The following is a 14,644-nucleotide window of genomic DNA, read 5'->3' as shown; positions in this document are numbered from 1 at the left end:
GTAAGCCTCACGCCAGCCTCTCAGGCTTGTGACCGATTCACAACATTCAAGATGATTGAAAAGTGTGAACGCCGAATGTTGTCTATGGAGGAGAACAGGTTAGAACCCGCAAGACTGGGCAGTACGAAAAAGCATCGATACACTCCCCGCTCACCACTCTACGAATGGATTCGAAATTGCGCCGGTTTTCAGTTGTTCTAATACTCAGCGTCGTTGCATATCTCGTTGTTACCTTCTTTATCACGCTGTGGCGAAGCCCTTTTAACCTCACCACCTTGATCGCTTCAGCCTACGAGGACGGCCTGGTAGTTGGCCGCAACCCTGGCAAAGCTGCCGAGTGGTATTTGAGCGCAGCAGAAAAAGGAGACCGTCTCGCGCAGTTCAAGCTCGGCCTCATTGAATATTACGGTCGAGGTGTTGAAGTTGATCGACCAAAAGGCATGCGGTTGATAAGCGAGTCGGCTGAGCACGGCAACCCGGACGCCCAGTATTTCATGGGCGTTTCGAGCATTGCGGGCCTGGAAATACCGAGGGACTTTACCCAGGCCGCTACGTGGTTTCGCAAGGCTGCAGAACAAGGTCACGCCAAATCTCAACGTCAACTCGCTACCCTTTATTACAAAGGTACCGGTGTCGAGGCAGACCCGCGGCAGGCTTTCAACTGGGCCAGCAAAGCAGCCGCCCAGGACGATAACGAGGCTCTGACATTACTGGGCACTCTCTATTTGTTTGGTCACGGCGTTTCAGCAGACCCTCAACATGCCGTGAAATTACTCACCCAAGCGGCCACTGCTGGCGACAGTCAGGCATCCGGATTGTTGGGAGCGACTTATTTCAACGGCGTGGGCACGAGCATCCCCAAAGATCTGTCAGCCGCATTAAATTGGTATACCCGCTCGGCCGAACAGGGCGAGGCCAAGGCACAGTACGTCCTCGGCGCTCTCTATAGCGGCGGCACCGATGTGCCGGTGAACTATCCACTGGCAAATCGCTGGTTGTTGAAGGCGGCCCTTCAAGGACACGGTGTGTCGCTCGTTACCCTTGCCGCTCATCTCGATAACGGGCAAGGCTTCGAGAAGAACAAGCGCAAGGCTTGCGGGTTATTGCGTGTAGCGCTCAAACAGACGCTGCCTGACGACATGGCAGGCCCCATGCGCGTGCAGCTTGAGAATGAAGAGAAGACACTTTCCCCGGAGCAACTGACCGAGGTGCTGGCTATGGAAAAACTCTACTCAAGCCCAGCGGGTCTCAGGGAACTGCAAGGTGATCTGACAAGCGAACAGATAGCGAAACCCGCTGAGCCGACAGGCTGAATTCGGTGGAAGCCAGCATCCCGGCCCTACTCAACCCGGAGCTCCGTATGAAGATCGGCCTCATCTCCGACACCCACAACCTCCTGCGCCCCGAAGCCCTGGCCGCGTTGCAAGGCTGCGATCAGATCATCCATGCCGGCGACATCGGTAACGCGGACATCCTCGCGCAACTGACCGAAATCGCCCCCGTCCACGCAGTGCGCGGCAACAACGATCTGAACAGTCCGTGGGCCCAAGACCTCCCCGACCTCCTGAGCGTAAACCTCAACGGCTGGTCAACCCTCCTCATCCACGACATCGCCGACGTCCCCACTGACCTCGACCCCAACGTGAAACTCATCATCACCGGCCACTCCCACAAACCCCGAATCGAATGGCGCGGCGACCGGCTCTACGTCAATCCGGGCAGCGCCGGTCCCCGGCGTTTCAAACTGCCGGTCACCCTGGCAATCCTTGAGATACAACTTGACGCCATCGAACCCCGCCTCATCTCCCTGCTGGATCCCCCCGCCTGAAACCGCTACCGTTCCCCCATCAAGAACAGGAAACCCACGCGCCATGTCCATCGCCGACAACCTCCTCGCCTTCACTTTCGCCGCCACACTGCTGACGCTGACACCCGGTCTCGACACCGCGCTTGTCCTGCGCACCGCCACCGTCGAAGGCAAGCAACAGGCCTTGCGCGCTGCGTTGGGCATCAACGCCGGTTGCCTGTTGTGGGGTGCGGCGGTGGCGTTCGGCCTCGGGGCGTTGATTGCGGTGTCGGAGCTGGCCTACAACCTGTTGAAGTACTGCGGTGCGGCGTATCTGGCGTGGCTCGGGTTGAACATGCTGCTGCGCCCTCGCCGCTCGCTGGCTCCCGCCGAAGCCAACGGCAAGCCGGGGGCCAACTGGTTTTTGAAGGGCATGCTGGGGAATGTGCTCAATCCGAAGATCGGGATTTTCTACGTGTCGTTTCTGCCGCAGTTCATTCCGCAAGGGCAGCCGCTTGTGCCCTGGACGTTCGGGCTGGTGAGCATTCATGTGGTGCTCGGGTTGATCTGGTCGCTGGTGTTGATCGGCGCGACACAGCCCCTGTCCGGGTTTCTGCGACGGGAGAAGGTGATTCGCTGGATGGATCGCACCACCGGGATGATTTTCGTGCTGTTTGCGGCGCGACTGGCCTTCAGCAAGCGCTGAGTCGCCCGAACTTACGGGGTCAAAAAACAAGAGGGGGATTTTGAATAAGTATTCAAAATCCCCCTCTTCGTTCAATCGCTGAAAGCGCGTTACTTCACAGCCATCGCTTTAACCTTGTCAGTGCACACGCTTACCAACGATTTCACCGGTAGCCGCGTCTTCCAACCATATTTCCAATCGGTTGAGACCCACATATTGCGAACGGGCGATGATCTTTTGACCGGGTTTGCCTTCGAACTCCAGATCGGCAAACAGGAACTGCAACGGCAGATTGTATTCCAGTTGAATCGTGTACTTCCCCGGGATCAGCACAGCGCGCTGAGGCGAGTCATTCTTGTAATAGTAAGTGGAGAATGGAATGTTCCCCACTTTCTTGTCGTTGATTCTAATGATGTTCAGGTTTGGCTCGCCGTCCCCCCAGGAGCGCTGAGGCCTTCCGGCATAGGTATCGGTTTCGACGACGGTGTAACGGGTTTCGTCGCTCGGCTCACCGGACTGTACGTTCGAATACGCAGGCATCTCTGCACAACCCTGCAGGCACAGCAGCAGGATAAACGTCGGTATCGCAATCTTGATCATTGATAAATCTGCATTGATTGAAGATGAAACTTGATGTCCTGGCAGTCGACCAAGTCAAAGCACGCGTTGTTTCGCAATGAAGGCCACATGCTATCACTCACCCCGAAAAAGTCACCCTCGCGGGTTGTGGATTGGCGAGCATCTGGCCTTCAGCCAGCGCCTGGGCTGGCGATAACCTGGTAAGCGTTTTACCGGCTGATGAAGACCCGAGAGCCACATGATGAACTACGATCACCCCATGAAAATCCACTTCCCCACATTCTGGTCACAGGACTCCGGCATCGATTACAGTGCCCCGGTACTCCACCTCCACGACTTATTGCCACGTGTTGGCCAAACCACATCGGCCCGTTTTGATCAAAGCGAACTGATCCGCACCGGCGAAACAATTCAGGTCATTTGGTGCCCGCCGGTATCCGACCTGAATGGCTGGGATGGACAGCCTTCGGAAATTGCGCAGAGCTACCTCCTGACCGCCAAAGTCGTCGGCACTGCCCCCTCAGGCCTTTATCGATACGAACTCGAAATCCTTGCCTGTGAGCGGTTTGTGAATGTATTGCGAGCGCTTGTGGAGGATTTGCAGACGCAGCAAAACTTCATACACCTGGATCGTCTGGCCTGGGATGAAGTGTCTTGGGCTGGCAGTGCTACTGTTGAGGAGTTCACCTACCTGACCGCCAGCACACCGCATGAAGCCTTCATGGAGTTGATCGTAAAAGTCATTGGGAACGAGGTCATCGGACTGTTTTCGCTGCACATCGATCCGGGCGGTGTTTTCTGCAGACTGGGCAGCAAGCGTCTGGCAGGTTCGGAACTGATAACAGTCAAACGGACGCTCGCCCTTGCCCGTCCACTGCACGACATCCTGGCCCCTTACCTTGCGTGATCCTCTCTGACAGCGTTTCCGCAGAGTTCATTAAACAAGAGGCTTGCCCAATACATATGGAAATCCGTATATTCGGACAACCATATGTATTGAAGGCATTGTCATGCTCAATCCCGCCTCCGTTTTCAAATGCCTCGCCGACGAAACCCGCGCCCGGGCCACGCTGCTGATCACCCGTGAAGGTGAGCTGTGTGTCTGCGAACTGGTCTGCGCGCTGGAGGACAGTCAGCCAAAGATTTCCCGCCATCTCGCGCAGTTGCGCACCTGCGGCTTGCTGCTGGATCGCCGTCAGGGCCAGTGGGTTTATTACCGGCTCAACCCTGACCTGCCAGCGTGGATCCGCACACTGCTTGAAACCACCCTGGCCGCCAACACCGCGTGGCTGGAAGAAAACAGCGCCCGGCTCGATGCCATGGGTGACCGCCCGCTCAATACATCCGCCTGCTGCTGAGGACCGAACATGCGCGTTCTATTCATGTGCACCGCCAACAGCTGCCGCAGCATTCTGTCCGAAGCGATGTTCAATCACCTGGCGCCGCAAGGTTTCGAAGCGGTCAGCGCCGGCAGTTTCCCCAAGGGCCAGGTGCTGCCGCGCAGCCTGACCACGCTGCAGGAGGCCGGCATTTCCATCGCCGGGTTGAGCAGCAAGGGCAACGACGCCTTCGAAGACAACCCGCCGGACATTGTCATCACCGTGTGCGACAAGGCTGCCGGCGAAGCCTGCCCCGTCTACTTCGGCCCGGCCTTGAAGGCCCATTGGGGGCTGGAGGATCCGTCGGAGGTGCGCGGCGATGAAGCCGCCATCAACGCAGCCTTCCACGGGACCCTCGCCCGGATCGAAACCCGCTGCCGGGCCTTCCTCGCACTGCCCTTCGCCCAACTCGACCGCGATGCCCTCAAGCGTGAGCTCGACCGCATCAGCACGCTGTGACCGGAGCCGTCATGACCGACCTGCCTAACCTCGATCCATCACTGATTCAGAAAACCACCCGCGACGACGGCCTCCACAAGCCGCGTATTCTGCTGTTGTACGGCTCGACCCGCCCACGCTCGTTCAGCCGATTGCTGGTGGAAGAAGCCGCGCGACTGCTGGAGCACTTCGGAGCCGAGACGCGGATCTTCAACCCCTCGGGCTTGCCGCTGCCGGACGATGCGCCCGGCGACCATCCGAAAGTCCAGGAACTGCTCGAGCTGATGCAATGGTCCGAAGGCCAAGTCTGGTGTTCGCCCGAACGTCACGGCGCGATGTCGGCGGTGTTCAAGGCGCAGATCGACTGGGTGCCGCTGGCCCTCGGTGCGGTGCGCCCGACCCAGGGCAAGACCCTGGCAGTGATGCAGGTCTGCGGTGGTTCGCAATCGTTCAACGTGGTCAATCAACTGCGCGTGCTGGGCCGCTGGATGCGCATGTTCACCATCCCCAATCAGTCGTCGGTGCCCAAGGCGTATCTGGAGTTTGACGAAGGCAATCGCATGAAGCCTTCGGCGCTGTACGACCGGGTGGTCGACGTGATGGAGGAACTGGTGAAATTCACGCTGTTGCTGCGTGATCGCCCGGACCTGGTGGATCGCTACTCGGAGCGCAAGGAGTCGGCGGAGGAACTGATGCAGCGGGTCAATCAGCGCTCGATCTGAAAACCTGAATAAAAACCGGCGCGATGATTCGCGCCGTTTTTTTTACTTCACAGCCTTACTGGCTGATCGAAACCAGCGTCGCTTTGCTGCCCTCCATCCGGAACGAAAACTTCACCCGGTCCCCCACCGCCAACCCGGCCAACTGTTCCTCAGTTGCCGCAAACCCCATGGTCATCGGCGGCCACTGCAACGCCGCAACCGCACCATGAGCGATGGTCACAGTGTGCTTCGTGGCATCGATGGCCTTGATCGTGCCTTCGGCATTCGCGGCCGGAGCCTGTTGAGTGGCGGCCTGCATCTGCATGCCCTGCATGTCGTCCATCTTCATGCCGGGCATGTCGTCGGCGTGGGCAGTCAATGCAAACGCAACCAGCGTGCCGGCAACAGTGATCGGGATCAGTTTCATGAGGTTTTTCCTTCAGGTTGGAGGGTTTCAACGGACAAGTGACGACGGCGCATCAGTCGATACGCCGCCGGGATGACGAACAGGGACAACAAGGGCGCCGTGACCATGCCGCCGACCATGGGCGCGGCAATGCGGCTCATGACCTCGCTGCCGGAGCCGCTACCGAGCAGAATCGGCAAAAGCCCGGCGATGATCACGGCCACGGTCATGGCTTTGGGGCGTACGCGCTGCACAGCGCCTTCGCGAATCGCTGCGACCAATTCGCGCTCGGTGCGATCGCCGAGGTCTTCGCGTTCAGCCCAGGCGTTTTTCAGATAGAGCAGCATGATCACGCCGAACTCGGCAGAAACACCGGCCAGCGCAATGAAGCCAACCCCGGTGGCGACCGACAGGTTGTAGCCCAGCAGGTAGAGAAACCACGCACCTCCGCTCAGGGCGAATGGCAACGTGGCCATGATCAGCAGCGCCTCATCGAAACGGGCGAAGGTCAGGTAGAGCAGCACAAAGATGATCAGCAGCGTGGCCGGCACCACGAGTTTCAGGCGAGCATTGGCCCGTTCGAGAAACTCGAACTGCCCCGAGTAGCTCAGGCTCATGCCCGGCTGCAACTTGACCTGTTCGCTGACCGCGCGGCGCAGATCAGCCACCACCGAAGCGATGTCCCGGCCCCGCACGTCGATGTACACCCAGCCGGACGGTCGGGCGTTTTCGCTCTTGAGCATCGGCGGGCCGTCCGTGACCTTGATCTTCGCCAGCATGCCGAGGGTGACCTGACTGCCCGAAGGCGTGTAGATCGGCAGTTGCTCCAGAGCACCGGGCGAGTCACGCCACTCTCGCGGGTAACGGATGTTGATCGGGAAGCGTGCCAGTCCTTCGATGGTTTCCCCGATGTTCTCGCCGCCAATGGCACCGGCGACGATCGACTGCACATCACTGATGTTCAGCCCATAGCGACCTGCGGCGTTGCGATCGATATCGACGTCGATGTAGCGGCCACCGGTCAGGCGTTCGGCCAGCGCTGAGCTGACACCGGGCACCTCTTTGGCCACGCGTTCGACGGCTTGAGTCGCCGCGTCGATCTGGGCCAGATCGTTGCCGGCGACTTTCACGCCGATGGGACTTTTGATCCCGGTGGCGAGCATGTCGATACGGTTGCGGATCGGCGGAATCCAGATGTTGGTCAGGCCCGGCACCTTCACCACACGGTCCAGTTCTTCCACGAGTTTCTCCGGGGTCGTGCCCGGGCGCCATTGCTCATGGGGCTTGAACTGAATGGTGGTTTCGAACATCTCCAGCGGTGCCGGATCGGTGGCGGTTTCGGCACGGCCGGCCTTGCCGAACACATGCTCGACTTCGGGCACGGTCTTGATCAGCCGATCAGTCTGCTGCAGCAACTGCGAGGCTTTTTGCGCCGACAGTCCCGGTAAGGCCGACGGCATGTACAGCAGATCGCCCTCGTCCAGCGGCGGGAGAAACTCGCCACCGAGCCTGGAGATCGGCCATGCCGCGCTGATGAACACCAGCAGCGCCACCAGCAAGGTGAATTTCGGTCGGCGCAACACCGCATCCAGCGCCGGCTGGTAGATCCGGATCAGCCAGCGGTTGAGCGGGTTGCGTCGCTCATCCGGAATCCGTCCACGGATCCAGTAGCCCATCAGCACCGGCACCAGCGTCACCGACAACCCCGCTGCCGCCGCCATGGCGTAAGTCTTGGTGAACGCCAGCGGACCGAACAGCCGCCCTTCCTGCGCCTGCAAGGTAAACACCGGAATGAACGACAGCGTGATGATCAACAGGCAAAAAAACAGCGCCGGCCCCACTTCCGCTGCCGCGTCTGTCATCACCTGCCAATGGCGCTCGCCCTTGAGTTCCTGTCCCGGATTGGCCGCGTGCCACGCTTCGATTTTCTTGTGGGCATTCTCGATCATCACCACGGCCGCATCGACCATCGCGCCGATGGCGATGGCAATCCCGCCCAACGACATGATGTTGGCGTTCAGCCCCTGATGGCGCATCACGATAAAAGCGATCAGCACACCCACCGGCAACGAGATGATCGCCACCAATGAAGAGCGCAAATGCCAGAGGAAGATCCCGCAAACCAGCGCAACGACGATGAACTCTTCGAGCAGTTTGTGGCTGAGGTTATCGACGGCGCGGTCGATCAGCTTGCTGCGATCGTAAGTGGTGACGATCTCCACGCCGGGCGGCAGGCTGTTTTTCATGTCGTCGAGCTTGGCCTTGACCGCCGCGATGGTCTCGCGGGCGTTCTTGCCGCTGCGCAGGATCACCACGCCACCGACGGTCTCGCCCTGGCCGTCCAGCTCGGTGATGCCGCGGCGCATGTCCGGCCCGGTCTGGATCGTCGCGACATCGCCCAAAGTCACCGGCACTCCACTGGCGCCGAGTTTGAGGGGGATCGCCCGGAAGTCGTCGAGGCTCTTCAGGTAGCCGGAGGCCCGCACGATGAACTCGGTCTCGGCCATTTCCAGCACGGCACCGCCGGTTTCCTGATTGGCTTTGCCGATGGCCTCACGCACCTGCGCCAGGGTGATGCCGAGACTGGCCAGCCGCACCGGGTCGGGCTGCACCTGATACTGCTTGACCATGCCGCCGAGGGTGGCGACTTCGGCGACGTTGGGCAGGGTCTTGAGCTCGAATTTGAGGAACCAGTCCTGCAACGCGCGCAACTGCGCCAGATCGTGCTGGCCACTGCGATCCACCAACGCGTACTGATAGATCCAGCCGACCCCGGTGGCGTCCGGTCCCAACGCCGGTTTGGCACTGGCCGGCAGGCGACTCTGGATCTGGCTCAGGTATTCCAGCACCCGCGAGCGCGCCCAGTACTGATCGGTGCCGTCCTCGAACAGCACATAAACGAAGCTGTCACCGAAGAACGAATAGCCGCGCACGGTTTTCGCCCCCGGCACCGAGAGCATGGTGGTCGTCAGCGGATAGGTCACCTGGTTCTCGACAATCTGCGGCGCCTGTCCGGGATACGGCGTGCGGATGATCACCTGCACGTCGGACAGATCCGGCAGCGCATCGATCGGCGTGCTCTGCACCGACCACACCCCCCAGGCCGTGACAAATAGCGTCGCCAACAGCACCAGAAAGCGGTTGGCCACGGACCAGCGAATCAGCGCGGCGATCATGGCTGGCTCCCCGAGGCGTTCCCGTCCACCTCAAGCGGCTCGGCGACGATGCCCCTGAGACTGGCCTCGGAATCGAGCAGGAACTGGCCGGACGTCACCACTTCCTGCCCCTCCTCCAGACCTTTGAGGATCACCGTTTTGCCGTCGCTTTCCTGACCGAGACGTACCTCTACCGGGCGGTAGTGCCCCGCCTCTTCAGCGAGCATGACCAACGCGCGCTTGCCGGTACGGATGACCGCTTCGGTCGGCACCCACAGCTTGTCTTGCCCGGTCGAGCGGTTCAGCCGTACTTGTGCGGTCATCCCCGGCCGCAAGCGTCCATCAGCGTTGGCCAATTCGACCCGTACGCGCAGGGTGCGGCTGTCGGGGTTGGTGTCCGGCAGAATCGCGCTGACCTTGCCGTTGAACACGGTGCCGGGAAACGCCGGCAGTCGCGCTTCGATGGACTGCCCCTCGGTGATTGAGCCGGTTTGCGACTCCGGTACCGCCACAGCGAGCCAGACACTGCCCAGGCCGTTGATCCGCGCCAGTGTTTCGCCGTTCGCCACGGTCATGCCGGTGCGCACGTTGAGCTCCTGCAACACGCCGCCCACCGGGCTGGTGACGGTCAGGTTCGGCTGGACCTTGCCACTGCGCTCCACCTGGACAATCAGGTTCGATGGCATGCCGGTCAGTTGCAAACGCTGGCGCGCCGCTGCGATCAGGTCCCGGTCGCCGCTGCGCTTGAGGGCGAGAAACTCGGTCTGCGCCGCCGCCCAGTCCGGTACGAGAATGTCTGCCAACGGCGCGCCTGCCGCCAACACATCCCCCGGTGCCCGGGCATAAACCCGTTCGACAAACCCGCTGGTACGCGTCTGGATCACCGTCACATCCCGCTCGTTGAACGCCAGTACGCCTGTCACATCGAGGCTGGAGGCAAAGGCCCCGCGCGTGACCTTTGCCGTGCGCAAGCCCAGATTCTGGGTCAGGCCCGGATCGATGCTGACCGTCGCATTGCCTGCGCCTTCGCTGGCGTATCGCGGTACCAGTTGCATGTCCATGAAGGGCGACTTGCCCGGTTTATCGAACTTCTGCTGCGGGTACATCGGGTCGTACCAGTACAAGGCTTTCGATGTGGCGCCCTGCTCCGGAGCTGCGCCGGGTTCGCCGTTCATGCGCTGATAAGCCACGCCGTAGCCTGCGGCAACGCCCACTGCGAGGGCGAGACCGGCCAGCCAGAAGCCATTGAAATTGGGTCGGTTCACAGGCGGGTCTCTCCATAAGCGAAATGCAGACGTGCAGCGGTCAGTGCGCGCTGTTCTTCCACGTCGATCTGTTTGAAGCGAGCCTCAATGAGTTCCCGGCGGGCGCTGACCACCGCGTTCAGATCGCCCTTGCCGGCGCGATAACTGGCCAGACTCAAGTCGACTTTCTCTTTGGCCAGCGGCACGAGGCTTTGCTGACTGCGCAGCAGCGCCCGGTCGAGGCGCGCGTAGTCGGCCAACTGGTTTTCCAATTGCTCGGTGTGCTCACGGGACAGGGCTTCGCGCTCGGCTTCCAGTTGGCTGAGCTCGGCTTGTCGGGCGGCGATTTTCGGGTTCTGCCGGGTCTCGGGAAACAACGGCAAATCCCAGGAGAACTGCACGCTGACCATGTCGCCAAACTCGCGGCCACGGTGCTGGTAATCCACTTCCCAGCTCCAGTCGGACTTTTTCTCGGACACCGCCTCTTGCACCTTCGCCTGCGCTTCGCGGGTCATGGGCGCAAACGCGGCCAGTTCGGGATGGTGTTGCAGTTGATGGTTGAAGGTGGCGGGCTCGACCGGCCACTGCGGCAAGTTGCCTTCGGGTTTGTCGTTGGCGGCCGCACCGATCCAGCGTTTGAGGGCCGACCGGGCCTGGCTGCGTTCCAGTGTCAGGTTGTCTTCCTGCTCCGCCAGTCGGGCGGCTTCCTGCTTCGGCGTCACGGCGTCGGCAGGTTGCGCGCGGCCGCCAGCGATCTGCGCCCGGACGGTGTCGGTCAGCAGACGGTTTTCCTTGTAGAAGTCCTGAAGCAAACCCTGTTTGCGCTCCACCGAATAACTGCCGATCCAGGCCAGTGCCGTGGCCTGACGGACTTTCAGGCGCTCGACGCGACGTTCCGCCGCCGCACGCTCGATGGCCGCGTCGGCGACCTCGATGCGTGCCTTGCGCTTGTCGCCGTTGGGCATGTCCTGGCGCCAGCCGACCATTTGCATGGTCATAAAGTCCTGGTCGAGGCTGTAGCGATCCGGGCCGCCGACGGGATAGTTCTGCACGCCCAGCACCAGTTTCGGATCGGGCAGCTCCCCCGCCGGGATGGCGGCGCTGCTGGCGGCCTGGATTTTTGCGTCTTGCGCATTCAGCGACGGCGCATGGGTTTCCGCCAGCCGCAGCGCTTCATCGAGTGTCAGCGCGGCGGCAAAACCCGGCCACGCCAGCACGCTTGCCGCGAGACTGGCCACCAACGGCCACCCCGTGCAATTGCACTTGAATTTCATGTTTACGATTCCTGTGATCGTCCGCTGCGCGCGGTGAAAAACACGCGCACAGCCAATCCACTCCGCCTGGGCGGAATGAGCTTCGAAGGGAGACAGGAATCAGACGCGGGGCGGTCGCCAGACCCCGGACGGGGTCGCTACAGGCAGGGAATCACTGAAGAATGAAAGCGTCACGGGGCTGAACACAGTGACGGGCGGCTTGAGGATCGAGACCTGCAGCACGCCGCCGGTCTTGCACTCCTGGCCTGGCTTGCAGGGAGTGCCATGGTCGGCAGGACTTTTCATGTCCTTGCAGCAATCCATGTTCATGCCGTCCATCATCGCCATGCCCATGGCTTGCATCGGGCAGGGTTCTGTCGGCGCCTGCACGCCCGCCATCCCGCTGAGGGGAAGCGCCAGGCTGATCAGGAAGATGAGACAAAACCGCAGATAGCGTTTCATGGCCGGGAGTTTAGTCGCGAAAAAGAGTGCTTTCAATTCGATGCCCGGCGATATCACCGGACACGCATTAAGCCAGGATTAGCAGCAGAAAATGATGCAGCAGGCGCCTGATCACCTAACCTCATTGATTGTGTGATCAACCGGAATCAGCCAGTCCCATGCGCAATGCATTGATGTCATTGGTATTCGTCGCTCTGACCCTGCTCGGTCCGGGCCTGACAAGCGTGTCGGCCGCTGACTTGTCGAGCGCAATCGACATCGGCGCCCCGCTTCCCGGGGTCGGCCAAAACGATCTGCAAGCGTTGCAACAACGCCTCGATGGCCTCAAGCAGCAGATCTCGTCCGCCAACAACTACAACCAGCTCGAAGGCCCGCAGGATCGGGTGCAGATGTTCATTCTGGACATCGACCGGTTGTCGGCGTCGCTGCTGCCGCAGCAGGCACAACTGACCGTGCAACTGGGCGTATTGGGGGCGACGCCGGCGGAAACGGTGGCCGCTGAACAGGCCGATATCGCCGCACAACGGGCGACGCTGATCGAGCAGAAGACCAAAGTCGACACCGCCCTGAAGAACCTGGCGACACTCAAGCAGAACGCCACCGACCTGATCACACAAATTGCCAGCATTCGCCGTACGTTGCTCGAAAGCGAGCTGACCCTCGGCACCGACAGCATCCTGAGCCCCGGTTTCTGGGCACCATTGGTCGATCCCGACCCTGACGATCGCCAGCGCCTGCGCTCATTCGTCGATCAGATCCAGGAAACCGGCACCGAGGCCTGGCAGCCGGGGCAACGGTTCTACACCAGTGTGCTGGTGGTGCTGGCCTTCATCATCTGGACATTGGGCCGCCGGCTGGCCGACCGCTGGCTGGCGTGGGTGTGCATTCATCGCATGCCGGAAGGTCGGCTGCGCCGCAGTTCCCTGGCGTTTGCCTCGGCGCTGGCGACACTGGCGACCACCGCGATTGCCCTGGAGTTGCTGTATTACGCCTGCACGCGGCATGTGCCGTTGCCACCGATGCTGGCGACGTTTTCCGACGAGTTCCAGAAAGTGGTGTATGCCTGCGTGATGATCACCGGCCTGAGCCGCGCGTTGCTGTCCACCGAGCACCCGTCGTGGCGGCTGCCGGTGATTGCCGAGCCGGTGGCGCAGACACTCAAGCCGTTCGCCCGGATCCTGTCCGCCACGCTGCTGGTGCTGGTGACGGCGGTGCAGGTCAGCAACGCGTCCGGCATGAGCAGCCAGATCGTGATCGCCGGCCGAGGCGTGATTGCGCTGGTGGTACTGGGCATCGTCACGGTGCTGCTGATGCGCGTTGGCAAGGTGCGCAAGGCGCTGGCGGCGGCCGGCGATGCACAGGTGACGGGCAACACGTTCGCCGGCGTGGTCTACACCCTCGCGACACTGGCGATGGTCATTTCATTGGGGGCGTTGCTGACGGGGTATGTGTCGCTGGCCCGGTTCATTACCTACGAACTGGTGTGGGCGTTTATCGTGTTTTCCGGTTTCTACCTGCTGATGCAGTTGCTTAAGGACAGCTGCGAATACTTCTTCTCGCCCCGCCACTCCAGCGGCAAGGCACTGAAGCAACTGCTGGGGGTCGGCGACCGGCGCCTCGAACAAGCCTCGACCCTGCTGGCCGGCGTGGGCCGCGCCGCATTGTTGCTGCTGGCGGTGATCACTCTGTTCGTCGGCGGCATCGGCACCACCCTCGGCCAGTTGGCCACCAACATCGGCGCGATTCTCGGTGGCGCCGGCCTGCGCAAACTGAACATTGTTCCCGGGCATTTGCTCAACGCGGTGCTCGCGCTGCTGATCGGCATTTACCTGATTCGTGCCCTGCGCCGCTGGCTGGACAACGAATTTCTGCCCAAGACTGACATGGACCCGGGCATGTGCGCCTCGCTCAGCACGCTGTTTTCCAATATCGGTTATGCGCTGGTGGTGTTGCTGACGCTGTCTTCGCTGGGCGTGAAGTGGACCAATCTGGCGTGGATCGTCAGCGCCCTGTCGGTGGGGATCGGTTTCGGTTTGCAGGAGATCGTGAAGAACTTCGTCTCCGGCCTGATCCTGCTCACCGAACGCCCGGTCAAGGTCGGCGACCTGATCAGCATCAGCGGCGTCGAGGGCGACATCCGCCGGATCAACGTGCGCGCCACCGAGATCCAGCTCAGCGATCGCTCCATCGTAATCGTGCCCAACTCGCAACTGATCTCGCAGAATCTGCGCAACGTCACCCTCGGCGGCAGTGCCCAGGGCGTGGCGACGCTGGAGCTGATGTTCCCGCTGGACATCGATCCCGAACAGGTCAAAAACCTGTTGCTCGACACCTACAAAGAGCACGAAACCATCCTTGGCAAACCGGCGCCGTTCGTGCGCTTCAGCAAGCTTTCGCCCGATGGCATTACCCTGACCGTGACCGGTTACGTCGACAGCCCGCGGATTGTCGGCAAGACCAAGAGTGACTTGTTGTTCGAGATTCTCAAGCGGCTGGGGGCGGCGGGGATTGAGTTGGCCAAACCGGTGCAGCCGAGTGCCTGATGCGGTTAAACCG

The 14,644-nt window shown here is 61.2% G+C and carries 14 protein-coding genes; 8 read left to right on the top strand and 6 right to left on the bottom strand.

Annotated features, from left to right (window positions below; translation table 11 throughout):
* Window positions 1-164 precede the first annotated feature (164 nt).
* Genes AC3WRD_RS17815 through AC3WRD_RS17805 form a run of 3 tightly spaced genes read left to right on the top strand, consistent with a single transcriptional unit; the run spans window position 165 to window position 2,492 of the window.
* Window positions 165-1,313: a tetratricopeptide repeat protein gene (locus AC3WRD_RS17815; RefSeq protein WP_256580643.1), complete on the top strand. Its 1,149-nt coding sequence runs from the start codon at window positions 165-167 to the stop codon at window positions 1,311-1,313.
* A gap of 47 nt (window positions 1,314-1,360) precedes the next feature.
* Window positions 1,361-1,828: a metallophosphoesterase family protein gene (locus tag AC3WRD_RS17810; RefSeq protein WP_102621624.1), complete on the top strand. Its 468-nt coding sequence runs from the start codon at window positions 1,361-1,363 to the stop codon at window positions 1,826-1,828.
* A gap of 43 nt (window positions 1,829-1,871) precedes the next feature.
* Window positions 1,872-2,492, top strand: coding sequence for a LysE family translocator (locus AC3WRD_RS17805; RefSeq protein ID WP_096821713.1), 621 nt, complete (start codon window positions 1,872-1,874; stop codon window positions 2,490-2,492).
* A 117-nt stretch (window positions 2,493-2,609) separates the two neighbouring features.
* Here AC3WRD_RS17805 and AC3WRD_RS17800 read toward each other — a convergent pair whose 3' ends face one another.
* Window positions 2,610-3,071: a hypothetical protein gene (locus tag AC3WRD_RS17800; RefSeq protein ID WP_096821712.1), complete on the bottom strand. Its 462-nt coding sequence runs from the start codon at window positions 3,069-3,071 to the stop codon at window positions 2,610-2,612.
* 217 nt (window positions 3,072-3,288) lie between these two features.
* Between AC3WRD_RS17800 and AC3WRD_RS17795 the strand changes: the two genes are divergently transcribed.
* The 4 genes from AC3WRD_RS17795 (at window position 3,289) to arsH (ending at window position 5,589) form a co-directional block, all read left to right on the top strand.
* Window positions 3,289-3,957: a hypothetical protein gene (locus tag AC3WRD_RS17795; protein WP_256580645.1), complete on the top strand. Its 669-nt coding sequence runs from the start codon at window positions 3,289-3,291 to the stop codon at window positions 3,955-3,957.
* Between the two features lie 103 nt (window positions 3,958-4,060).
* Window positions 4,061-4,408 (top strand): metalloregulator ArsR/SmtB family transcription factor, encoded by a 348-nt coding sequence (locus tag AC3WRD_RS17790; RefSeq protein WP_102621625.1) that lies wholly within the window; start codon window positions 4,061-4,063, stop codon window positions 4,406-4,408.
* Between the two features lie 9 nt (window positions 4,409-4,417).
* Window positions 4,418-4,888 carry an arsenate reductase ArsC gene (locus AC3WRD_RS17785; protein ID WP_102621626.1) on the top strand — a complete coding sequence of 157 codons (471 nt, stop codon included), beginning with the start codon at window positions 4,418-4,420 and terminating at the stop codon, window positions 4,886-4,888.
* Window positions 4,889-4,899: 11 nt separating this feature from the next.
* Window positions 4,900-5,589, top strand: coding sequence for an arsenical resistance protein ArsH (arsH, locus tag AC3WRD_RS17780; RefSeq protein WP_102621627.1), 690 nt, complete (start codon window positions 4,900-4,902; stop codon window positions 5,587-5,589).
* Window positions 5,590-5,644: 55 nt separating this feature from the next.
* Here the strand turns inward: arsH and AC3WRD_RS17775 are convergent, their stop codons facing one another.
* The 5 genes from AC3WRD_RS17775 to AC3WRD_RS17755 form a co-directional block, all read right to left on the bottom strand.
* A complete protein-coding gene (locus AC3WRD_RS17775) occupies window positions 5,645-5,995 on the bottom strand; it encodes a copper-binding protein (RefSeq protein WP_102621628.1) in 351 nt (116 codons plus the stop codon).
* The gene (locus AC3WRD_RS17770) at window positions 5,992-9,150 is read right to left on the bottom strand and encodes an efflux RND transporter permease subunit (RefSeq protein ID WP_102621629.1); all 3,159 of its coding nucleotides are present in this window, start codon (window positions 9,148-9,150) and stop codon (window positions 5,992-5,994) included. The genes AC3WRD_RS17775 and AC3WRD_RS17770 overlap by 4 nt, the downstream gene beginning before the upstream one ends.
* Window positions 9,147-10,394, bottom strand: coding sequence for an efflux RND transporter periplasmic adaptor subunit (locus AC3WRD_RS17765; RefSeq protein ID WP_102621630.1), 1,248 nt, complete (start codon window positions 10,392-10,394; stop codon window positions 9,147-9,149). The genes AC3WRD_RS17770 and AC3WRD_RS17765 overlap by 4 nt, the downstream gene beginning before the upstream one ends.
* Window positions 10,391-11,647 (bottom strand): TolC family protein, encoded by a 1,257-nt coding sequence (locus AC3WRD_RS17760; protein WP_102621631.1) that lies wholly within the window; start codon window positions 11,645-11,647, stop codon window positions 10,391-10,393. The genes AC3WRD_RS17765 and AC3WRD_RS17760 overlap by 4 nt, the downstream gene beginning before the upstream one ends.
* A 99-nt stretch (window positions 11,648-11,746) precedes the next feature.
* Window positions 11,747-12,088: a hypothetical protein gene (locus AC3WRD_RS17755; RefSeq protein WP_096821826.1), complete on the bottom strand. Its 342-nt coding sequence runs from the start codon at window positions 12,086-12,088 to the stop codon at window positions 11,747-11,749.
* 158 nt (window positions 12,089-12,246) lie between these two features.
* Between AC3WRD_RS17755 and AC3WRD_RS17750 the strand changes: the two genes are divergently transcribed.
* Window positions 12,247-14,631 carry a DUF3772 domain-containing protein gene (locus AC3WRD_RS17750; protein ID WP_102621632.1) on the top strand — a complete coding sequence of 795 codons (2,385 nt, stop codon included), beginning with the start codon at window positions 12,247-12,249 and terminating at the stop codon, window positions 14,629-14,631.
* Window positions 14,632-14,644 lie beyond the last annotated feature (13 nt).

It is taken from the genome of Pseudomonas sp. FW215-R2, assembly GCF_058789255.1.
This window is presented reverse-complemented; position numbering and strand designations above follow the sequence as displayed.

What these genes read in the sequence shown, in the direction of transcription:
- AC3WRD_RS17770 (WP_102621629.1), bottom strand. Translation starts at nt 9,150, where the DNA reads ATGATCGCCGCGCTGATTCGCTGGTCCGTGGCCAACCGCTTTCTGGTG.
- AC3WRD_RS17755 (WP_096821826.1), bottom strand. Translation starts at nt 12,088, where the DNA reads ATGAAACGCTATCTGCGGTTTTGTCTCATCTTCCTGATCAGCCTGGCG.
- AC3WRD_RS17760 (WP_102621631.1), bottom strand. Translation starts at nt 11,647, where the DNA reads ATGAAATTCAAGTGCAATTGCACGGGGTGGCCGTTGGTGGCCAGTCTC.
- AC3WRD_RS17775 (WP_102621628.1), bottom strand. Translation starts at nt 5,995, where the DNA reads ATGAAACTGATCCCGATCACTGTTGCCGGCACGCTGGTTGCGTTTGCA.
- AC3WRD_RS17795 (WP_256580645.1), top strand. Translation starts at nt 3,289, where the DNA reads ATGATGAACTACGATCACCCCATGAAAATCCACTTCCCCACATTCTGG.
- AC3WRD_RS17785 (WP_102621626.1), top strand. Translation starts at nt 4,418, where the DNA reads ATGCGCGTTCTATTCATGTGCACCGCCAACAGCTGCCGCAGCATTCTG.
- arsH (WP_102621627.1), top strand. Translation starts at nt 4,900, where the DNA reads ATGACCGACCTGCCTAACCTCGATCCATCACTGATTCAGAAAACCACC.
- AC3WRD_RS17750 (WP_102621632.1), top strand. Translation starts at nt 12,247, where the DNA reads ATGCGCAATGCATTGATGTCATTGGTATTCGTCGCTCTGACCCTGCTC.
- AC3WRD_RS17800 (WP_096821712.1), bottom strand. Translation starts at nt 3,071, where the DNA reads ATGATCAAGATTGCGATACCGACGTTTATCCTGCTGCTGTGCCTGCAG.
- AC3WRD_RS17810 (WP_102621624.1), top strand. Translation starts at nt 1,361, where the DNA reads ATGAAGATCGGCCTCATCTCCGACACCCACAACCTCCTGCGCCCCGAA.
- AC3WRD_RS17790 (WP_102621625.1), top strand. Translation starts at nt 4,061, where the DNA reads ATGCTCAATCCCGCCTCCGTTTTCAAATGCCTCGCCGACGAAACCCGC.
- AC3WRD_RS17805 (WP_096821713.1), top strand. Translation starts at nt 1,872, where the DNA reads ATGTCCATCGCCGACAACCTCCTCGCCTTCACTTTCGCCGCCACACTG.
- AC3WRD_RS17815 (WP_256580643.1), top strand. Translation starts at nt 165, where the DNA reads ATGGATTCGAAATTGCGCCGGTTTTCAGTTGTTCTAATACTCAGCGTC.